Annotated in this window: 20 protein-coding genes and 1 pseudogene; 9 read left to right on the top strand and 12 right to left on the bottom strand. The window is 60.0% G+C overall.

Annotated elements, in window-relative coordinates:
* Positions 1-1,281 (top strand): MFS transporter, encoded by a 1,281-nt coding sequence (locus tag LJF34_RS20130; protein ID WP_231187206.1) that lies wholly within the window; start codon positions 1-3, stop codon positions 1,279-1,281.
* Positions 1,282-1,337: 56 nt separating this feature from the next.
* On the opposite strand, the gene LJF34_RS20125 is transcribed toward LJF34_RS20130, so the two are convergent.
* Entirely contained in the window at positions 1,338-1,988 is a 651-nt protein-coding gene (locus tag LJF34_RS20125) for a helix-turn-helix domain-containing protein (RefSeq protein WP_231187204.1), read from the bottom strand.
* 220 nt (positions 1,989-2,208) lie between these two features.
* On the opposite strand from LJF34_RS20125, the gene LJF34_RS20120 reads away from it, so the two are divergent.
* Together LJF34_RS20120 and LJF34_RS20115 are read left to right on the top strand one after the other, a co-directional pair.
* A complete protein-coding gene (locus LJF34_RS20120; protein WP_231187201.1) occupies positions 2,209-3,156 on the top strand; it encodes an NADP-dependent oxidoreductase in 948 nt (315 codons plus the stop codon).
* Entirely contained in the window at positions 3,157-3,795 is a 639-nt protein-coding gene (locus LJF34_RS20115) for an NAD(P)H-binding protein (protein WP_231187199.1), read from the top strand.
* Between the two features lie 49 nt (positions 3,796-3,844).
* Here the strand turns inward: LJF34_RS20115 and LJF34_RS20110 are convergent, their stop codons facing one another.
* Positions 3,845-4,066 (bottom strand): hypothetical protein, encoded by a 222-nt coding sequence (locus LJF34_RS20110; protein ID WP_231187197.1) that lies wholly within the window; start codon positions 4,064-4,066, stop codon positions 3,845-3,847.
* Between the two features lie 262 nt (positions 4,067-4,328).
* Here LJF34_RS20110 and trpS point away from each other — a divergent pair, with 262 nt between their 5' ends.
* From trpS to LJF34_RS20090, 4 genes are read left to right on the top strand one after another with little or no spacing between them, the layout of a single operon-like run.
* The gene (gene trpS / locus LJF34_RS20105) at positions 4,329-5,444 is read left to right on the top strand and encodes a tryptophan--tRNA ligase (protein WP_231187195.1); all 1,116 of its coding nucleotides are present in this window, start codon (positions 4,329-4,331) and stop codon (positions 5,442-5,444) included.
* Positions 5,444-5,911, top strand: a complete 468-nt coding sequence (locus LJF34_RS20100; protein WP_231187193.1) for a GNAT family N-acetyltransferase — start codon at positions 5,444-5,446, stop codon at positions 5,909-5,911. Before trpS ends, LJF34_RS20100 begins: the two co-directional genes overlap by 1 nt.
* Before the next feature lie 39 nt (positions 5,912-5,950).
* The gene (locus LJF34_RS20095) at positions 5,951-7,246 is read left to right on the top strand and encodes a PQQ-binding-like beta-propeller repeat protein (protein WP_231187191.1); all 1,296 of its coding nucleotides are present in this window, start codon (positions 5,951-5,953) and stop codon (positions 7,244-7,246) included.
* Between the two features lie 55 nt (positions 7,247-7,301).
* Entirely contained in the window at positions 7,302-8,096 is a 795-nt protein-coding gene (locus tag LJF34_RS20090; RefSeq protein ID WP_231187190.1) for a creatininase family protein, read from the top strand.
* Positions 8,097-8,648: 552 nt separating this feature from the next.
* Here LJF34_RS20090 and LJF34_RS20085 read toward each other — a convergent pair.
* Both LJF34_RS20085 and LJF34_RS20080 read right to left on the bottom strand, forming a co-directional pair.
* Positions 8,649-8,909, bottom strand: a complete 261-nt coding sequence (locus LJF34_RS20085; protein ID WP_231187189.1) for a hypothetical protein — start codon at positions 8,907-8,909, stop codon at positions 8,649-8,651.
* 284 nt (positions 8,910-9,193) lie between these two features.
* Positions 9,194-9,865, bottom strand: coding sequence for a helix-turn-helix domain-containing protein (locus tag LJF34_RS20080; protein ID WP_231187188.1), 672 nt, complete (start codon positions 9,863-9,865; stop codon positions 9,194-9,196).
* Positions 9,866-10,182: 317 nt separating this feature from the next.
* On the opposite strand from LJF34_RS20080, the gene LJF34_RS20075 reads away from it, so the two are divergent.
* On the top strand, positions 10,183-10,884 hold the full coding sequence (locus tag LJF34_RS20075; RefSeq protein ID WP_231187187.1) for a helix-turn-helix domain-containing protein: 702 nt from the start codon (positions 10,183-10,185) through the stop codon (positions 10,882-10,884).
* A 22-nt stretch (positions 10,885-10,906) separates the two neighbouring features.
* Here the strand turns inward: LJF34_RS20075 and LJF34_RS20070 are convergent, their stop codons facing one another.
* The 8 genes and pseudogenes from LJF34_RS20070 to LJF34_RS20035 form a co-directional block, all read right to left on the bottom strand.
* Complete coding sequence (locus LJF34_RS20070) at positions 10,907-11,188, bottom strand: HalOD1 output domain-containing protein (protein WP_231187186.1); 282 nt, start codon at positions 11,186-11,188, stop codon at positions 10,907-10,909.
* Between the two features lie 230 nt (positions 11,189-11,418).
* Positions 11,419-11,901 (bottom strand): annotated as a pseudogene (locus LJF34_RS20065) (IS5/IS1182 family transposase); the annotation flags it as partial.
* A gap of 345 nt (positions 11,902-12,246) precedes the next feature.
* Entirely contained in the window at positions 12,247-13,224 is a 978-nt protein-coding gene (locus tag LJF34_RS20060) for a formyltransferase family protein (RefSeq protein WP_231187185.1), read from the bottom strand.
* 526 nt (positions 13,225-13,750) lie between these two features.
* Complete coding sequence (locus tag LJF34_RS20055) at positions 13,751-14,011, bottom strand: HalOD1 output domain-containing protein (protein ID WP_231187184.1); 261 nt, start codon at positions 14,009-14,011, stop codon at positions 13,751-13,753.
* A gap of 307 nt (positions 14,012-14,318) precedes the next feature.
* Positions 14,319-14,975, bottom strand: a complete 657-nt coding sequence (locus LJF34_RS20050; RefSeq protein WP_231187262.1) for an O-methyltransferase — start codon at positions 14,973-14,975, stop codon at positions 14,319-14,321.
* Positions 14,976-15,049: 74 nt separating this feature from the next.
* On the bottom strand, positions 15,050-16,255 hold the full coding sequence (gene galK / locus LJF34_RS20045; protein ID WP_231187183.1) for a galactokinase: 1,206 nt from the start codon (positions 16,253-16,255) through the stop codon (positions 15,050-15,052).
* A gap of 137 nt (positions 16,256-16,392) precedes the next feature.
* Complete coding sequence (locus tag LJF34_RS20040; RefSeq protein WP_231187182.1) at positions 16,393-17,985, bottom strand: MFS transporter; 1,593 nt, start codon at positions 17,983-17,985, stop codon at positions 16,393-16,395.
* Between the two features lie 162 nt (positions 17,986-18,147).
* A complete protein-coding gene (locus LJF34_RS20035) occupies positions 18,148-18,294 on the bottom strand; it encodes a hypothetical protein (RefSeq protein ID WP_231187180.1) in 147 nt (48 codons plus the stop codon).
* Between the two features lie 103 nt (positions 18,295-18,397).
* On the opposite strand from LJF34_RS20035, the gene LJF34_RS20030 reads away from it, so the two are divergent.
* Entirely contained in the window at positions 18,398-19,357 is a 960-nt protein-coding gene (locus LJF34_RS20030; protein ID WP_231187178.1) for a PrsW family glutamic-type intramembrane protease, read from the top strand.
* The last annotated feature ends 12 nt before the right edge of the window (positions 19,358-19,369 follow it).

Raw genomic sequence — 19,369 nt, 5'->3', positions numbered from 1 at the left:
ATGTCTCCGCGCTATCGGTCTCTATCTCGGCAGGTTGGGGGGACGCTCGGCGGCCTTCGTGGCGACGGTCGCGGGTGGCTCCTCGTCGTCGTCGCAATCGGGTGGGCGTTCACCCTCGGCATGCGGTTTATCATCCCGACCCTGCTGCCACAAATCGAGGCGACGTTTCACATCTCGGATGCGTACGCCGGACTCGCCATCACGACCCTCTGGATAGGCTACGCCCTCATGCAGTTTCCCGCGGGAGTGTTGGTCAACCGCCTCGGCGAGCGACGACTGCTGACCGCCAGCCTCTGTCTGTCGGGCGTGAGCATGCTCGTCCTCGGGTTCGCGCCGCTGTTCGGCGTCTTCTTCGTCGGCAGCGCGGCCTACGGACTCGGCTCCGGATTGTACGGCCCGAGTCGCGGAACCGTCCTCTCGCGCACGTTCACGCGAAACGCGGGCGCTGCCTTCGGCGTAACGCTCGCCATCGGCAGTCTCGGTTCCGCCTTCCTCCCGAACGTCGCGGCGGGCGTCGTGGGTGCCGTCGGATGGCGGGCCATCCTCGCCGGGTTGGCGGTTCCGTTCTTCGTCATGGCGGCGTTCGCGTGGCGCGTCGTCCCCGAACGCCCGTCCGAGGACGAGCAACCGAGTGACGACAAATCGAGCACAGCGTCGGGCCGGGATTCCGATGCCGTTTCGGACGGCGGCGAATCCACTGCGTCCGCGCTGCCGGATTTCGGCGAACTCCTCGGAACCCTCTCGGACCGCTCCATCCTGCTCGCGACCGTCTCGGTGGCGATTCTGCTGTTCGCCTATCAGGGTATCACGGCGTTCCTGCCGACGTACCTCCAAACGAAGGGACTGAGTCAGAGCACCGCCGCCCTGCTGTTCGGGTTCATGTTCGTCACCGGTGCCGTCTCCCAAATCGTCGCCGGTAGCGCCGCGGACAGGATCGGAATCAAACCCGTCCTCCTCGCCGTCACCGCCGTCGGAGTCGTCGCCCCCATCGCGCTCACGTTCGTCTCGGGAACCCTCGCCATCGCCGTCGTCGTCGGGGTTCTCGGCACGCGAATGGCCGTCAACGCCGTCACGAACTCCTACATCATCGGCGCGCTCCCCGACCACATCGAGGGCTCCGCGTGGGGGTTCATCCGAACCGGGTTCTTCCTCGTCGGTTCGCTCGGTTCCACGTTCATGGGGTTCTTCGCCGACGCGGACCGCCTCAACGCCGCGTTCGTCATCCTCGGCGCGCTGTCGGCGGTTGCGCTCGGACTCTACGCGCTGTTGCCGAGCGAATAATTGTCGCCGCTCTCACTACGGCGTCCGACGGCAGTAGCCGAGCCGAAATCGGGCTTTCAAGCGAGGAAATCGAACGCTCGGGCTTCGATCTTTCGCATGTGTTCGCTGACCGTACTCGCGTCGATTCCGACGCGCTTTGCGATTTCGCTATGGGTGGTGCGCCGCGGGTTCTCGTAGTAGCCGAGTTCCATGGCGATCTCCAAAATCTCCCGTTGACGGTCGGTCAACAACCCAGAGAGATCGTTCGTCCCCGCCGAGTACGCGCCGATCCGCTCGACGGTGATGTCGATCTCGTCAGGGATCTCTGCGAGCGCTCGCTGCAATATCTCGTTCGTCTCGCCGATCATGGTCATCCGAATCTCGTCCTCGGAGACGTATTCGAGGGACTCGAAGAACACCTCGTGTTCATCGAGGGGGCGGATGATTCCACGCATCTGGTCCGGAAGCCGACTGTGAAGGTACATGAGTCCGGTACCGTCTCCCTCGTCCGAAACGCTGTACTCGATCACGCCCGGATTTTGCTCGATCAACTGACACGTGCGGCCGGGATCACCGTGGATGTGAGCTAACATGACCATCGTTCCGTCATCCAGCACGTTGAAGTGGAGGATCGATTTCCGAGCGGGGGCGGATTCGGTAGCGTGCAGTCCGTGAACTGTCGGGTGGAATCCGCCGGACCGCGTTACGTCGAACGTTATCGATCTCATGAGTGCTCGTGTTTGTGTGGCCGATTCGATCGGTACACCGTGCTATTGGGTACGAGACGGTTAGTCAAATACTACCCCATTTGTGGGGCTATCGGCTCATCCGAACGAGGGGCGTAGCGTTCGGTGTGGTTAGACGCCGATGCTACGAATCCGACGGCACGGACGGTAAACACGTCCGGTACAGTGCAGCACGGCGGTACAAATTCAGGAGCGATCATAGATGAAAGCAGTACGTGTTCACGAGTTTGGTGATGTATCGAACCTTCGGTACGAGGAGATAGAGACGTCGGAACCGGCCGCCGACGAGGTACGTGTCAGGATTCACGCGGCCGGTGTAAATCCGGTCGATTATAAGATTCGCCAAGGAGCCCCGTTCCCCATCGATCTTCCGTGGATTCCAGGGTGGGATATCGCTGGCGTCGTCGACGAAGTCGGGACGGACGTGAGCGGGTTCGAACTGGGAGAGGAAGTGTACGGAATACTGCCGTTTCCCGGCGACGGCGGCGCGTACGCGGAAGCGGTCACGATTTCCCCGACGGAGGGAAAACTCGGTCAGAAACCGGCGTCGCTCTCGTTCGAGGAAGCGGCCGCGGTTCCAATGGCGGGACTCACCGCGTGGCGGTCGATGCAACTGACCGATCTCCAAGCCGGTCAGCGTATACTGATTCACGCTGCGGCGGGCGGTGTGGGTCACTTCGCCGTCCAGTTCGCAAAGCACCGGGGCGCTCACGTCATCGGTACCGCCTCCGGGTCGAACGAGGAATTCCTCCGCGATCTAGGTGTGGACGAGTTCGTCAACTACCGCGAGGAGCGCTTCGAGGACGCCGTCGAACCGGTCGATGTGGTGATCGACGCGATCGGTGGCGATACCTTCACTCGCTCGCTCGAAATCGTGAAGGAAAGCGGGGTCATCGACAACCTCCCGCTGAACCTCACGCCGGAACAGGAGGCGGCAGCGGACGGGCACGGCGTCCGACTGGTTCAGGCGGACACTTTCGACCGTAACTGGTTGGAAGACATCTCCGAATTCCTCGACGACGGTACCGTCGCGCCGACGCTCGATACGGTGTTCCCGCTGGCCGAAGCACGGCACGCACACGAATTGAGCGAGGAAGGGCACGTCCGCGGGAAGATCGTTCTCAAGACGAGCGACGGGGACGAGAACTGAATGGAAGTCGTCGTGTTCGGGGCGACGGGTCGCGTCGGCCGGCACGTCGTGGATACCGCGCTGTTAAGGGAGCACGAGGTACGGGCGTTCGTTCGAAGCCCGGAGAAAGTGGATCCGATCCACTGCGACAACGGTCATCTCTCCATCGTCGAGGGTGACGTCCTCGACACGGATGCGGTCGAACGCGCCGTTCGGGGAGCCGATGTCGTGCTCAGCGCGCTTGGACCGGCGAAAGGTTCCCCTGTCGACGTGGCGATTCGGGGTGGGAAGAACATCTTCGCTGCGATGCGAACTCACGACGTTCCGCGGGTCGTGATTCTCGGCGGCAGAGTTATTTCTCATCCAAAAGATCCGTTCTCGGTTTCGGGACGGATTCTCTCATCCGCGACGAACCTCGTCGCAAGCGATCTCATCGAGGGAGGGGAACGGTTCATGCGAACGCTCGCAGCAAGCGATTACGAATGGGTCATGGTTAGGCCGCCGTGGCTGCGGAGCGGCCCGCGCACTCGCGACTATCGAACGGGATATCTCAAACTCACCACCCTGTCAACGGTCTCACGAGCTACTGTGGCGGCGTTCATGGTTCGAGCGGCGGAGACGGATAGATGGGTCGGTGAAGCACCGATGATCGCCAACTGAACGGAGCGCTCAACGAAATTGTCGAGTCAAGTCCGCTTTCGACTCCGTTCTACTCGTCCAATTCGCGCCCGGCCGAGAGCCACCAGAGGTGGCCTCGGCCGCGCGCTTCCGTGTTTTCGAGTACGCCGTCGGCGACCAACTCGTCGAGTCGGTCGCGAAGGCTCTCCCGGGAGACGCTCATCTCGTCCGCGAGATACGTCGTGTTCACCACCGGCGCTGGCGCGTCTCGAATCGCGGCAACGATATCCTCTTGGGCGATATCGGCGGGCATGGGTGGTCTCACGCTTTCCACGGCCAACAGCGATTCGGCCGCCACGGCGGCCGAATCGCTCGTCCGGCCACTCGCGTTTGCTACTCTTTCTCACACCCGCGAAACCCTTTTGCCCGCAACTCACGGAGTAGCAACCGGCATGTCTTCGTTCGCTACCGCCGGTGGTCGATTTTGGCCGACCACGGCATAGTCAACTGCTGCTGTCGTATCGTTCTACTGCCATCCCATCGCCCGTTAGCCGCTCGCTCGGCGGTGATCTCAAATGACCGATATCGACCCGTGGGGCGACGTGGAAATCGCCGACTACGGCGGGACGATGGAACGGTTCGGCATCGAACCAATCGCCTCCGTCGCCGACAGGCTACCGGACAACCGCCTCGTCCGGCGCGGCATCGTCTTCGGCCAGCGCGACCTCGAAACCGTCCTCGACGCCCGCGATAGGGGCGACCCGTTCGCGGTCATGACGGGTCTGATGCCCTCCGGAGTCTTCCACTTCGGACACCTCGCCGTCCTCGAACAGGCGCGCATGTTTCAGGAGATGGGTGCCGAACTCACGCTCTGTGTGGCCGACATCGAAGCCTACGCGACGCGCGGCGTTTCGCTCGACGAGGCCCGCGAACTCGCCGTCGAGGAGTACCTGCTCAACTACGTCGCGTTGGGCCTCGACCTCGACGCGACCGACTTTTATTTCCAGTCGGAGGCGGGCAACGATCACCTCGTCCGGAGCAAACTGTTCTCGCGGTACGTCACGCAAAACGAGTTCGAGGCCACCTACGGAACCGCCGCGCCCGGAAAACTCGCCTCGGCGCTGACACAGTACGCCGACATCCTCCGTCCGCAGGCACCCGAAAACGGCGGGCCGAAACCGACCGTCGTCCCCGTCGGCATCGACCAGGACCCGCACGTTCGACTGACGCGGGACGTCGCGAGTCGCTACCGCGAGACCGCGTACGTAAAACCGGCGAGTACGTACCATCGGTTCATGCGCGGATTGCAGGGCGGGAAGATGAGTTCGTCGGATCCGACGAGTTACATCGCACTCACGGACACCGTTTCCGAGGCGAAACGCAAAATCGACGCGGCCAAAACCGGCGGACGAACCAGCGTCGCGGAACACCGCGAAAAGGGCGGCGTCGTCGAGGAAGACATGGTGTTCGAACTCCTCGCGTTCCACCTGATTCGGGACGACGACGAACTGGCCCGCATCCGCCGCGAGTACGAATCCGGCGCGATGCTCTCCGGCGAACTGAAGGAAATCGCAAAAGAGCGCCTCGAAGCGTTCCTGCACGAACACCACGAAAACCGCGAGGAGGCCCGCCCAAAGGTCGAGGCGTATCTCGAAGAGCGGACCGAAACGGGATTCGGGGTGGACACCTGATGCGAATCCGGCGACTACGGGGGTCCGAACTCGTCCGGTTCGTGGACGAACTGTGGCTTCCCTTCGCTCGCGAGATGGCGGCGATGGACGACTTCGACACGCTCGCCGACAGCGGCGTCAGGGAGAACGTCTTCTCCTACGTGAAAGACCGCTTTTCGGACGACGATATCGCCACGTTCGTCGCCGAGGAAGACGGGTTGGTCGGCTACGTTTCCGTCGAGAAACGTTCTTCACCGCCGGTGTTCGCCCGCGGGCCGCGGGGGTACATCGACGGCCTGTTCGTCTGTGTGGACCACCGGCAGGAGGGCGTCGCGAGCGCGCTCCTCTCGCGGGCCGAAGCGTGGGCGCGGCGACTGGAATGTGAGTTCGTCTCGCTGGACGTCCATGCGGACAACCACGTCGCCCGGTCGCTCTACCGCCGCGCCGACTACGTGACGAAGCGGTACCGGATGACGAAACGGTTGTGATGAGAAAGCTTATGCTCGCCGTTTCGACTCGTTACGTCAATGCCCTCCAGACGCGACGTTCTCGCCGCCGTCGGGACCGGTTCGATCGGCCTCCTCGCCGGGTGTACCGGCGACGACCCCGTTCGGGGCGACTGGCATCGTGCCGGTTACGACGACGGGAACACCGGCGACGCCCGGCGGCACCGCGGGCCGAAATCGAACCCCGTGGTGAAGTGGTCGGCCCGCATTCCCGAGACCTACAACGTCTCGTCGCCCGTCCTCGTGGACGATTCGGTGTACGTCGGCTACGGCAACGACGAGTTTTCGAGCGGTGCCGATACCGTCGGCGTGCGCGTTCTCGATCTCGAAACCGGAAGACCGAAGGACGATTTCGAGGTTGCGACGTCTCCACGCGACGCCACCGAAAACGGCGCGACCTATTTCGATTCGGTCGTCCACGCGAACGGAAACCTCTTCGTCCAGTGTTTCGACGGTCTCCACAGTCTGACCACCGACGGGGAGGAGCGCTGGCACGTCCCGATGCACGGCGGGCCGACCGAAGGCGGCCTCCGAACGGCCCATTCCGTCGTTACCGACGGATTCGTCTACGCGCCGACGGCGGGCGTCACGGCGGACACCGACGGCCCGAAGGCGAAGGAAGCGCTGTACGCCATCGACGACTCGTCCGGGCAGGTCGTCTGGAAACACGTCCCGCAAACGGACGAACAGGGATGGACGTTCCCACCGGCGTACGCGAGGGGCGTCGTCTACCTCTCCGGATTGGATTACGGTGTCGTCGCGCTGAACGGCAAGTCGGGATTCGTGCAGTGGAAAACGGAGCTAGCGGCCAACGGCCCACCGGTGCTCGCGGACGGCCGCGTCTTCGTCTCGGGGGAACTCCCTAGCGGGGAGGCGTTCGTCGTCGCGCTGGACGCGGGAACCGGAGACGAGCAGTGGCGGGTTTCGGGTCGCGGGACTTGGCTCGGCCGCCGATTGGGAGTGGCGGACGGAAAAGTGTATTTCACCGAAAACCTCCGGGACTTCGTCGCGCTGGACGCCGCGACGGGTGACGAACTGTGGCGACACAACTACCCGTCGGGTGTCGAGCGTTCGACGCCCGCCATCACGGACGAGGCGATTTACGTCGGGGCCGTGAAAAACCGGTCGGACGACGGAATCGCCGTTTTGGACCCGGAAACCGGCGAGGAAGTCTCGTTCGGGGCCATCGAAAACGGGAACGGACTCGAATCCTCCATCGCACTGTCGGACGGCCTCGCCGTCGTCACTGCGAACTCCGACACCGTGTACGCGTTCGAGTCCTGTGGCTTCTCGCTCGCCGGTCACTGTCTGTCCTGACCCGGACGTTTCCGCGGTACTGAAATTTATGCTCTCCGAGCACCCTTCCTTTCACATGTATCTCGCCGATAAGACGTGGCCCGAACTCGGGGATTACGTGGCCGAGGAATCCGTTGCGGTCGTTCCGTTGGGTTCGACCGAACAGCACGGCCCGCACCTACCGCTCGCGACCGACCACCTCATCGCGGAGGCGTTGGCCCGCGAGGCGGCGGACCGCGCGGGCTACCTCTGCACGCCGACCATCAACGTCGGCGTCAGTACGCACCACATGCAGTTTCACGGAACGATGTCGGTGGACCCGCCGCAGTTCCGCGACTACGTCGAGAGCTTTTCGCGCAATCTGACCTACCACGGCATCGACCGAATCGTCTACGTCAACGCCCACGGCGGCAACATGCAACACCTCCGCGAAGTCGGCCGCCGCCTGCGCGAGGACGAGGTGGCCTTCGCCGTCGAGTGGATGTGGGACGAGTCGATTCCCGAACTCGTCAGCAGCATCTTCGAACACAACGGCCCGCACGGCGGCCCGAAGGAGACGGCGATGATCATGCACATCGCGCCGGAACTCGTGCGCGAGGACAGGTTGAAAGAGGCCCGGGACAGCGGACTGGTGAACCTCTTGGACGGAAACCCCACCGTTCACGGCGCGCGGAACTACTATGACGCCATCGACAACAGCGAAAACGGCGTCTTCGGCGATCAGACCGACGCGACGCCGGAGAAGGGCGCGGAACTCTTCGAGGCGGCGACCGACCAGTTGGTTCAGTTGCTCGATTGGCTGGACGACGCGCGGTTTTCGGACCTGATGGCGAAACCGCACGTTGACCCGCAACCCGGCAGTCGGCGGTAGGCGAGCGTGACGTTCGCCAAAGTGGTTTCCAACGGAAATGGGATTTTACGGACATAGATCGAACCGATATGGCGGTATCCCCTTCGGTCTCGTTGGTGTAGCCTCTCTCCTTCGACTCGCCATTGACCCAGTCTCGGGTTCAACGGGGCTCTTTTCCGCACTCGTTGTATCGGCTTTTCGTGCTTGGGGGCGTGAGTGTTCTCCGAGAGCGTCACTCCCTTTGAGAACTCCGGTCGAACGGTAGTTATTCCCGCTCTTGTAGTTGTCACTTCGCCATTGGGATTGGCGTGTTTTTGTAATGTGACGTTTTTCGAGTGATTCACTGCTCCATGTTGCACTAAGCGGGTGTGGACACTCGATCCAGAGTGAAGGACCACTGGTGGGAAATGCTAGTTGCGACCAACAACGCGGAAATTCTGACGACTAACCGGCGTCAATCTTCTCGACAGTTCTGACAGACATCCTCCTCAAGATAGATTGTGAGTACTGATCTGCCACAGCTAGCACACTCGCCCATGAGTTCAGTATCCGCATTTTCGGTATTCTGGTCTTTCATACCGCATCATTCCCGTGCTTCGATTCTTCGATGTGAGTGAGATACTGTTCAAGACGCGGTGTTTCGTGATAATAGACAGTCTCACCGTGCTTGTCATACTCGATGATATTGTAGTCGGCGAGTCTTGGGAGATGCTTGTGGACAAGCGCGATTCGTGCTTGTTCAGGAGACGTGATGGTGTCAACTTCTTCGTGGACGTATTCGACCAATGTGTCGAATTCAGCTATGTCCGTCCCCTCATCGATGAAAAACTGCACAGCAGCACGTCGAGTGGTATTCGCGAGCATTTTGCAGACAGTACTAACCGTGTGGTCTGACGTCGATTGGTGATCGGTTGTTGGTGGGTGAGTCATTGGTCTGGGGTTGTGAGGGTGTCCGTGACACCAGTGTCTTTGTCCTCCAAGCCCGCAGTGAGCGAACGGAAACTCATTTGGAGTGTAACTTTGCCCATTCGGATGTGTGATGATAATCACAACATTATCCTTAGGGTTTGGGGCCGTTCGAACAGGGTGGTTAAAAATACTGGGAGAATGGAACCGAGCTAGTCAAGCGAAGTCTCTCGTGATGAACCTAAAAGCGCGTGTTCAAGAAGGGCTTCATTGCCACGCCGAATCAAATCCGAGAGTGACTGCTGACTAATGCCGAACTCGTTCGCTAATTCCGAGAGCGTAATTTGTCGGGGAGTCTGAAAATATCCGTGTTGGAGTGCGAGCAGAAGCGCATCACGCTGTTTCTCCGTCAGAACACTCTCCACGAGGTCATCGCCAGCTTCACTGAGTGTGTGTATCTGTCCGAGTGTATACGGAATTTCGTTTTCGCGACAGTGATTGTGGAATGTGGTGAGATCATCCTGAGAGGGAAAGAGGACTTCGAACTCCCAGGCGTGTGAATCGTAGCCATAGGCACTCCGGATGATCGTTTCGGCTGTTGTGAACCCTTCGAAAAAGCCCCCGTCTGGAATATCCCAGTTCAGGAGATACAAGCGTCGATCCCCAATTTCTTCAATCTCGCTTAATTCGCGGACATGCTCGTTAGCGCGGACGCGCTGTTCGAACGCATCTAAATCATCATTCCACGCGAAAAACAAGGGAATTGCATTTGACCCAACGGGGACAATCCGTTCGAATTCGATCTCGATCTCCGAATCAGCCGTGAGTAAGCGGCCAAGTACGAAGTCCGTGGCTGGGAGTGAAAACTCAACGAGGGTAGCCATTACCTCATAAACAAACTCTCTGGTGCATCTTAGGTCTCTTGGCGGGAACGCCGAACAACTCTCGCACAGATTTCCGTTCAAGGATACCGGAGGTACTCCGATGCCGCTTCTGATTGTATCTGGTGTGGTAACACATTGGTCGACATCTATTCTCTAAATCACGCTATTCAAAGCTCTCTAATTCTCCGATTCTCTGCCAAAGATGGCACAAGAGTACGCCAATCGAAAATGGCCTTCTGTCACGTAGATAACTACACGGGAGATATATAATACGTTCATAAATAAGATAGATAGTTGCTGGCGTGATAGGCTCGTATATGGGAGGCACGATCGTCGAAGTCAGTATCGCTGCCGAAGAGTTTGCACTCGAGCACACGTTGGCCACTCTCGAAACTGTGACTATCGAAGTCGAACAAACGATTGCGACCGATCGAGATGGCTTGATGCCATTCATCTGGTTCAACGCAGAGGATCGTCCTGCGCTTGAGCGCGCGTTGACTGACGACGACAGTGTTACTGACTTTCACCTGATCGCAGATTTCGAGACAGATTGTCTCTATCAGCTTGCGTGGAACGATCGAGTTAATCATTTGATTCAGGTTCTTGCAGAAGAAAACGGGGCAGTTCTCGCTGCAACTGGCCAAAATGATATCTGGCATCTTCGGTTGTTGTTCGCCGACCATGACGCAGTGAGACGCACATCCGAATACTGTGAAGAGCAGGGAATTCCGTTAGAGATCCAGAATATCCAGGAATTTACGAGAGAATCCCAGACCCGATTCGGGCTCACGAAGTCACAGCAACGAGCACTGCAGCTCGCTGCTACGCACGGCTATTATTCGGTGCCTCGCGAAGCCACCGCGGATGACTTGGCTGAAGAACTTGATGTCTCACATCAAGCGCTCTCTGAACGACTGCGGCGTGCTCATGGCAATCTTGTCGACCATGTGTTCCTGAATCGAGTTGGTACACCAGAAGTAGCAAAAACAGGTTCCAACGAAGATGTGGCCTCTGAGTGAAACTGCCGGTGTTTTAGCCACTCTAAGCGTCGATTGACTCGAGTTCAACCGTCCGGTCAGCATGGACAGTAACCTCATAGCCACAGTACTCGAAAATCACTTTCCCGTGTCGTTCGGATTCTCTGTGGAGCGGAGCAAACAGCGTGTCGAGTGCATCTGGATCAATAACCTCGTATAATGGTGGACAGTCACTCATATCGGGACCGTCACGGGCAGCGATCGCGGCCTGAATCAACACCACGATTGATGGCTCTCTTACAGTCGTCTGCTCGTCGCTCGGTGCGTTGGTCGTTGTCTCTCCCATTTTTCTTCTCTCCCCAGAGTCCTCATGACTAGTGGGGGCATCCCCATCATGAGCACTCCATCCAAAACTCTGGCCTGTAGTTATAAACATCCTCTGGCGAGAGATGAAATGACGACGTGACTATTCAACCCTTTCACGCGCAGATGAAGCGATTCTCCGTTATCCAATGGAGCAGAGTTAGACCTCGTCTCGTTCTCGCATTTCGGTAACGGACAGACACTTTTCCAGTGTCGGGTGACCTGCGGGCCGATCCTGAAATCAGACGGTGTTTTTGTCGAGACGTGGACGTCCGTGACGTACAGCGTTTCGACGTCAACTAACACGGTGACTTTCAGCGTCCGAACGCGGTAATGCGCCCGCTGGGCGTAGTGCCGCGAGGGCTGGTCGCGATCGAATCCCGTTGAGTCGATGGCAGCATGGCCAGTGCGTTTCTCCGCGCTTCGGCGGAGAAACGCACGCCAGCGGGCCATCGGAATCGTCTCGAACCAATCTCGAAGAACCATGAAGTGAGGCAACCGCGCGAGTCCAATTTCGGCGAGAACGCCCGGCATTTCGCTCAGCAGGTCGATCGTTTGGCGGTAGGATTTCCCGAGTTCGATTCGCAATGCGTGCAGCGTGAGCATTGCCCATTCGGCGAACCCGCCTGGGTTCTCGACAACTGTTTTAGCGGTAGCGACCGTACCACGAGTGAAGCGGCGGATTTCCGAACTCAAAACAGGCTGTCGCTTCGCTTTCTACCGAGATAACAGAGTCGCTACTCCGCAGGCTAGCGATCCTACAGAGCAGAAGAGACAGTATCTAATTGGATCCCCTTGAGGGTCTCTCCTACACGATGAGCTTTCGAAGATAGTGATACAAAGAAAAAGATCAAAATAATACATGTCTGACCACGATCGAAGCCACGACTATCGGTCTCGGCAAAGGTGATTTCGAATTATCCCAAGACGCGCTCGTATTTACTCTTCACCGGATTCAACCTCAACGACACCTGCGCTCGAAACGGTACCCCAATAGTCTGCATACTTACCACAGAGGGAAAATGGTGGTCACACAGGGGCTTACTCTTGTAGTCCTGACGGTCGGATCTGATCCGATTCGCTGATAATTGCGCGAAGATTGCCAAGAGTGGTTTTTGTGAGATAGCGACCGACGTCTCGTCCGCGTGGGATCGTATAGAGATCACCCAGAGAATCTGGTGTCGCCGGTTCGAAGGTTGGATCTTGGAGTCGCTCAACACCAGCTGCGAGCAGCTCTTCACACACCGCGATTTGACGCCGTTCGACCTCGCGCCACGTCCGTGCGCTTGAGATATCAACATCTTCTTCGGCGATAATCTCCCCGCCGTCGGGTGACTCTCCAATGCGCTGGAGTGTCACACCGGCCGTCGGTTCATCATTCAAGAATTCCCAGAGGCCACCCGGCTGACCACGGTAGGATCGGAGATTTCCTCGATGGAAGCTCAGCACTCCGTGTGTCGGCATCGACAAGAGTGGATCGGTGAGGATGCCAAATCCAAATCGGATGACGACATCCGCGTTTGCGCCAACATCTTCTGTTACTTGATCAGGAAGATGATTCCCGAATCCAGAAGTTGGGACCGCTGGGCAGTGGATCTGTTTTGCGTCTTCAAATCCTGGAATCGAACCGATGCGTGTTGGTTTCATGTAGTCTGGTGTTGGTGCAAGTTGTCGAACAACACCAAGCAACGACCAAAGTACGTGCGCCTGGAGTCGATCGTAACAACACTGGATATAGGTGATGAGGTTCTCCGGGAATGATTGTAACAGGAAGTCACCAAGATTATCTGCAGAGGTATCAGTCCGAATTACGAGATGGGTGATTTCAACATTTGTCCGGGCAAGCATCGTTTCGATCGCCCGTTTTTGCCAGGTCGGGATCGTTTCACCAGAAAGGAGGATTCCAATGGAGAGTGGCTCTTGTGGTGGCGGTTCGCTACCGTCTCTGTGTTTCCCGGTGCTTTTCGAACTCGCGTTCGAAGCGATACATCCTTCAGATGTGATGTCTTTTGGCGGCATGCGGATGTGACCCGTGGTTCCGCATCTGAAGGCGCTGTTCTTAGTTACCTGGCACATAGGTAATCTAAGTGAGTGATACGCCGAAGCTGCGACACACTCACAAAGAGCCTGTAGTCGTGCTGATTCACCTTGAATGAAGGAGACAGCCGCAGGTACTATTTAATAATTGATATCAGACTTCTGTGGCACTGTCGAGTTAAGCGATTCTGTGGTAGAGTGGCGTTTCAACGTGTCTTTAACGGGAGTAGCGAACGAATCACTTCGTCTCATTATGATTGGGATTTCGGCGAAGCGGCCGAACTCCATCATCTCAAAGTGCATCCGATCTCAATATCAAGAGTTTGCCATACATATTGGTAGATAAAGCTTTGCTAAGCGTACTGCTACCGCTTGGTTTTCCTTGCTAGATAGTGCCGATCCTGTCAACCTCTCCTAGCACAGTAATTGTCCTCGCCTTTTGGAGAGATCTGACGTCTGCATCGAAGGTCGTACTAGAGTCGATGAGTAGTATCATCGAAGTACGTACCTATGGCTCATCGACCGCAAGTTCAACAGTCCCGTCACTTGTTACGGTGACCCAGTACCCGGCATAGTGAAATGAAACAGAGCCGTGTGTACGCGTTGTGCCATCTGTCTGTGGTTCAAAGAGTTCATCGAGCGCTTCTGGATTGACCGCATTGTATAACAGTTCTAGATCATCTGGTGAGCATTCCTTCGCGTCTGCGACGGCGGTGAGCACGCAGGTACTCAGCGACGATATTGCACTCTGTTCGATCATCGATATCATTTAACAACTGACGCTGGATGGAGTCGTATGAACGGTCACGGCCAGATGGCCCCAGTCGAACGGAAGCTCTTCGGATGGTAACCCTGATCTGGACCGTTGCACTCAGCGCTTGGTTTGCGTACGATTACTGGGTTAACAAAGGCCAATGAAGCTGTCACGTGCTGACCTCGGTCCTATTCATTCTACTCGTCATTATCGGCGCGGGCTTCGGCCTTGGAGCCGGGCACCCTCCGAAATCTGAACCTCACATTCTCCCTCTCGTTGCAAGTGGTGTTCCCGTTCCGTCGATTCGGCCGTCGCCGTCGTTTCAGTGTCGACAGCTCACCGCGATTCCCTCGCCGAGCGGGACGACGGAGGTTTCGAAGTCCGGGTCGTCGCGCACCGCTAACAGATACTCCGCGATGCCCCGCGTTCCGTCGTCCATCTCCGGGTTTTCTCCCTCGACGGCGGCCAGAATCGCATCGAAATCCTGCGCCCCGCTGACCATCGCGTTGTCGGCGATGACGACGCCACCGGGCGCGACTTTCTCGCGAATCGCGTCCCACGCTTCGGGGTAGCCGTCCTTGTTGTGGTCGATGAGGACCACATCGAAGGGGCCGTCGTGGCGTTCGACGATTTCGTTCGCGTCGCCGTTCTCGAAGACGGCGCGGTCAGCGAACCCGCCGCGTTCGAGGTAGTCGCGCGCTTCGCGGAGTTCGTCGGCGTCGAACTCCGTGAGGACGATTTCGCCGTCCTCGGGAAGCGCCTCGGCGAACCAGTAGGCGGAGTAGCCGAACCCGGACCCGAACTCGAAGATCCGCTCGGCGTCCACCGCGTACGCCAGAATCCTGAGGAACTGCCCCACGTCGCGTCCGACCGTCGGGAAGTTCTCACCGCGCTCCTCCATCTCCCGTAGCGTTTCGTCGGGTTCGGCGATGGCGGCACGCAGGAAGCGTTTCGTCTCGTCGGGGAAGATATCGGTCATGCGTTCGAGTACGTCCGGCGGGAAGTTAACCCCCGTGGGTGCCTCGAATGTATCCGTGACCCGATTGCCGTCCGTCAGTTCGACGGGCGGTCCTCGACTCGGCTCCCCTCGGCGACGGCACACGGGAAGACGTCGGGTTCGATGCCCGTCTCCGCAACGTACGCCGTCCGAACCGCCTCCGCGAAGGGTTCGACGGAATCCGCTCGGACGAGGCTCACGACGCACCCGCCGAATCCGGCGCCGGTCATCCGCGACCCGAGTTCCGCATCCAACGTTTCGGCCGTTTCGACCACGAAATCCAACTCCTCGCAACTGACCTCGTACAGGTCGCGGAGACTTCGGTGGGTTTCGCCCATCAACTCCCCGACGCGCCGCACGTCGCCGCTCTCCATGGCCGCCGCGGCCTCCCGCACGCGTTCGTTTTCGTAGACGACGTGTTCACAGCGCTTTCGCACCGTCCCCGGGAGCGTTCCCTTCGCCTCCTCGAACTCGGCCACGGACACGTCGCGGAGCGAAGCGACGTCGTCCGACAGCGACTCGTCCAACAGTTCGACGGCCTCCCGACACTGCGAGACGCGTTCGTTGTACGCCGAATCGACCAACTCGTGTCCGACGTTCGTGTTCGTCACGACGACCCGAACGTCGTCGTCTGTTCGGTAGCGCTCGTACTCCCGCGTCCGGCAGTCGAGAAACAGCGCCCGGTTTCGTTCCCCGAGCGCCACGACGAACTGGTCCATGATGCCGCACTCGACACCGACGAACTCCCGTTCGGCCCGCCAACAGCGGTCCGCGAGTTCCGCGGCGGGCTTTCCGAGGTCCCATACCTCGTTCAGCGCGGTTGCCACCGCCAGTTCGAGCGACGCCGACGAGGAGAGGCCGCCGCCCATCGGCACGTCGCCCCCAACCACCATGTCGAAACCACGGGGGTTCGAGGCGTCTTCGGCCAGCAGTCGCGCCACGCCCTCGACGTAGTCGGCCCACGACTCCTCGCTCGTCGGCGAGTCGAGCGAAAACGTCCGCGTCTCGCCGACGTTCGTCGAATGAACTCGGACGGTGCGGTCGGAAGGGTCGTTCCCGTCTCGGGAGTCGGCCTGCGGACGGACGGCGACCCCGGTTCGGCGGTCGATTGCGACGGGAAGGACGAACCCGTCGTTGTAGTCCGTGTGCCCGCCGAGGAGGTTGACCCGCCCGGGTGCCGACGCTCGGTAGATTTCGTCCTCCTCGCCGCCGAAGCGTTCGGTCAGAATCGTCCCGAGGCCGGTCGGTTCGCCCACTACCATCCGTCATCGACCCCGGTGTGAGTCATATAGACGTACGAAGTTGCCACGTGCATGCCCACCCGTTCGGGACCGACGGTGTTAAAATCCGACCGTCGCGGGGCGGTCAGTAGTTTTCCTTCCCCTCATCCTACCACCACTCAGCCGTCTATTTCCGAGACGAAGTGCGTGACCTCCGGCGGTTCGTTGCCGACGTGGAACGATGTGGCCCGCTTCTGTATCTCCCGGTCGGCCACCGACACGCGCTCGTGCTCCCGGAGGTGGGCCATCCACGTCCCCGTGACGTACACTTCAAAGTAGCGGTCCGGCGTCTCCGTATCCCGGAACACGTTCCAGTACCGCGCGCCGTTTCGCCGTCGAACCCCCTCTAACTCCCGCATGGCGTCCAAAAAGTCGGCCGCCGTCGTCGGGTCGATTCGGTACTCGACGCTGACGAGTATCGGACCGGCGTCGGGCGTCGGTTCGAACTCGGTTTGGGGGTTGGACCATTCCTGGGAGGGTCGCAAATCGAGGTCGTCGGTTTCGGGGAACCGCCACCGAAGCCCCCCGACGAGGCCGACCAGCAACCCGAGGCCCGCGACGACGAACGTCATCGGCGTGCCGAGGTGGTCGGCGACGACGCCCCACCCGAGGCTGCTGACGGCCATCCCGCCGAGGAAGCAGAGCATGAACACTGACAGCGTTCGCGCACGGACCCACTCCGGAGAGAGCGTCTGCACCGCGGTGTTCAGGCTCGACAGGACCGAAATCCACGCGAGGCCGCCGAGCGCGACGGCGACGAGCGCGACGGCGACGGTGTGGACGAGCCCCAGGACCACCAGCGTGAGGCCGAACAGGGCCGACGCCCCGATGACGACCTGATTCGTCGTGAACCGCTGTCGCGCCCGTTCGAGGACGGTGATTCCGGCCGCCGACCCGAGACCCGTAACGCCGAGGACGATGCCGTAGCCACCGGCCCCGAGGCCGAGTTGGTTGCGGACGAGCAGGGGCAAGAGCGCCCAGACCGCGCTGGCGAAGGTGATAAAGATCACCGTCCGTATCAACACCGAGCGCAGGTCGGGGTCGTTCCGGACGAACCGAACGCCGCGATGTATCGACTCCGACAGGCGCTCGGGCGGCAGTTCCGATATCCGCGGTTCGCGGTCCCAGCGATAGACGACCACGAGGACGGCGACGAACGACACCGCATTGAGAAAGAACACCGTCGCCGCGCCGGTCGCGGCGAGGATGAGGCCCCCGACTGCCGGGCCGACCGCTCGGGCGACGTTGAAACCCACGGCACCCAGCGAAATCGCCGCCGGGAGTTCCTTCCGGGGAACCAACTCCGGTTGCACCGCTTGCCACGTCGGGTTCAGGAACGCGGTGCCGACCCCGAGCGAGAACGTGAGCAACAACAGCACCCACGGCGTCGTCGCGCCGACCGCGGTCAGTCCGCTCAGTATCACGGCGGTGACTAACATCCACGCCTGAACAACTATCAGCAGCCACCGCCGGTTGACGATGTCGCCGATGGCACCCGCGGGAAGCGAAACGAGGACGACGGGGAGCGTCGTGGCCGTCTGTACCAGCGCGACGAGCAGGGCGGAGGTGGTGAGCGAGGTCATCAACCACGCCGCGCCGACGTTCTGCATCCACGTCCCGACGTTCGACACGAGCGCCGCCGTCCACATCGCCCGGAAGACGGGTTCGCGAAGCGGTTGCCAGACGGTGATGGATTCCTCTCCGTCGGTCATGCAAGTTCCCCTCGATGCGATGTTTCCCTCGCGCTCGACCTCTCCACTCTCACCGTTCCCCCCGACAGCAACCGTCTCCGTTCCCCCCCGACGATGCTCGCTGCCACGTGTGGAGACGCTCGGAGCGGTCAAAGCTCTGTCCCGTCGAAAACGGCGTGTGACCTATCGCCGCCGTCCCGGTCCCCCTCTCGTGAGGACGAAAAACACCACGACGAGCAGAATCCACGCTGCGACCATTTTCACGCCTTCCCGCCCGGTTTCGCCCGGTTCGGACGACAGTCCCACTCTCTCGGTCGATTCGAACGCCATGCCATCGTGACACCACGAGGGCGAGAATAAAACTGGTGGGCGGTCGTCGTCCCCGCCACACCTGTCACCAATCGTTATAGTACGTCGTGACGTGGAAGGGTGTATGGGTGGGAGCGAGGACGATCTGATAGAGACGTCCCTTGAGGAGGAGGATCTCTACGACGTGACGACGTGGGAGGAACGAACTCGAATCGACAAAGCGGCGGTGTTCATCTATCGCGGCCTTACGGACAACTGGCGACGGATGTTCGTTGCGCTCGCGGTGCTGCTGTTCGTCGCTCAACTCGCCGCGACCGGATTCATCCTCTTTTTGCAACCGGCACTGGGCGTGTTGACCCTCCTGTCGGTCATTCCGGCGTTCGTCCTCGCCGCGATCATCTGGTACGGCGACGAGGTCCAGCGCGAACCGCTCGCACCGTTGGCGATAACGTTCCTCTTGGGCGTGCTGTTCGCCGGGTTCGCCGCCCTGCTCAACACGACGTTACAGCCGGTCTTCGAACTGATTCCGGTCGTCGGAACGGTCGCCTTCTTCTACGTCGTCGTCGGTCCGGTCGAGGAGACGTCGAAGTGGCTCGCGTCCCGACTGTACGCATATCGGACGCCGTACCTCGGCGCGGCCATCGACGGTGCGGTGTTCGGTGCGTTCGCCGGACTCGGCTTCGCGACCATCGAGAACTTCACGTACATCACGAACGCGCTGTTCGCGGCGGGACGCCTCCCGATGTCGAGGCTCGCCAGCATCGCCATCGGGACCGCCGCACAGCGGTCGTTCGTCGGACCCGGGCACGTCATCTATGCCTCGTTCGCGGGCTACTACCTCGGATTGGCGAAGGGGAATCCCGAAAACCGCGGTCCCATCGTGGTGAAGGGGCTGCTCATCGCCGTCCTCATTCACGCCACCTACGACACGCTGGTGACGTATCTGCCGTTTCCCGGACTGACGTTCATCGCGTTCGTCGTCGTGTACGACGGCTTCTTCCTCTTCCTCCTCTACCGGAAGATAGCGGCCTACCGACACAAGTACGAGCAAGCGATGGAGCAACCCGAACGAACCCCGTCGTGACCGGTGACGACG

The organism is Haladaptatus sp. DYF46 (assembly GCF_021083305.1).
GTDB lineage: Archaea > Halobacteriota > Halobacteria > Halobacteriales > Haladaptataceae > Haladaptatus.
This window is presented reverse-complemented; position numbering and strand designations above follow the sequence as displayed.

What these genes read in the sequence shown, in the direction of transcription:
- LJF34_RS20130 (WP_231187206.1), top strand. Translation starts at nt 1, where the DNA reads ATGTCTCCGCGCTATCGGTCTCTATCTCGGCAGGTTGGGGGGACGCTC.
- LJF34_RS20125 (WP_231187204.1), bottom strand. Translation starts at nt 1,988, where the DNA reads ATGAGATCGATAACGTTCGACGTAACGCGGTCCGGCGGATTCCACCCG.
- LJF34_RS20120 (WP_231187201.1), top strand. Translation starts at nt 2,209, where the DNA reads ATGAAAGCAGTACGTGTTCACGAGTTTGGTGATGTATCGAACCTTCGG.
- LJF34_RS20115 (WP_231187199.1), top strand. Translation starts at nt 3,157, where the DNA reads ATGGAAGTCGTCGTGTTCGGGGCGACGGGTCGCGTCGGCCGGCACGTC.
- LJF34_RS20110 (WP_231187197.1), bottom strand. Translation starts at nt 4,066, where the DNA reads ATGCCCGCCGATATCGCCCAAGAGGATATCGTTGCCGCGATTCGAGAC.
- trpS (WP_231187195.1), top strand. Translation starts at nt 4,329, where the DNA reads ATGACCGATATCGACCCGTGGGGCGACGTGGAAATCGCCGACTACGGC.
- LJF34_RS20100 (WP_231187193.1), top strand. Translation starts at nt 5,444, where the DNA reads ATGCGAATCCGGCGACTACGGGGGTCCGAACTCGTCCGGTTCGTGGAC.
- LJF34_RS20095 (WP_231187191.1), top strand. Translation starts at nt 5,951, where the DNA reads ATGCCCTCCAGACGCGACGTTCTCGCCGCCGTCGGGACCGGTTCGATC.
- LJF34_RS20090 (WP_231187190.1), top strand. Translation starts at nt 7,302, where the DNA reads ATGTATCTCGCCGATAAGACGTGGCCCGAACTCGGGGATTACGTGGCC.
- LJF34_RS20080 (WP_231187188.1), bottom strand. Translation starts at nt 9,865, where the DNA reads ATGGCTACCCTCGTTGAGTTTTCACTCCCAGCCACGGACTTCGTACTT.
- LJF34_RS20075 (WP_231187187.1), top strand. Translation starts at nt 10,183, where the DNA reads ATGGGAGGCACGATCGTCGAAGTCAGTATCGCTGCCGAAGAGTTTGCA.
- LJF34_RS20070 (WP_231187186.1), bottom strand. Translation starts at nt 11,188, where the DNA reads ATGGGAGAGACAACGACCAACGCACCGAGCGACGAGCAGACGACTGTA.
- LJF34_RS20060 (WP_231187185.1), bottom strand. Translation starts at nt 13,224, where the DNA reads ATGCCGCCAAAAGACATCACATCTGAAGGATGTATCGCTTCGAACGCG.
- LJF34_RS20055 (WP_231187184.1), bottom strand. Translation starts at nt 14,011, where the DNA reads ATGATATCGATGATCGAACAGAGTGCAATATCGTCGCTGAGTACCTGC.
- LJF34_RS20050 (WP_231187262.1), bottom strand. Translation starts at nt 14,975, where the DNA reads ATGACCGATATCTTCCCCGACGAGACGAAACGCTTCCTGCGTGCCGCC.
- galK (WP_231187183.1), bottom strand. Translation starts at nt 16,255, where the DNA reads ATGGTAGTGGGCGAACCGACCGGCCTCGGGACGATTCTGACCGAACGC.
- LJF34_RS20040 (WP_231187182.1), bottom strand. Translation starts at nt 17,985, where the DNA reads ATGACCGACGGAGAGGAATCCATCACCGTCTGGCAACCGCTTCGCGAA.
- LJF34_RS20035 (WP_231187180.1), bottom strand. Translation starts at nt 18,294, where the DNA reads ATGGCGTTCGAATCGACCGAGAGAGTGGGACTGTCGTCCGAACCGGGC.
- LJF34_RS20030 (WP_231187178.1), top strand. Translation starts at nt 18,398, where the DNA reads ATGGGTGGGAGCGAGGACGATCTGATAGAGACGTCCCTTGAGGAGGAG.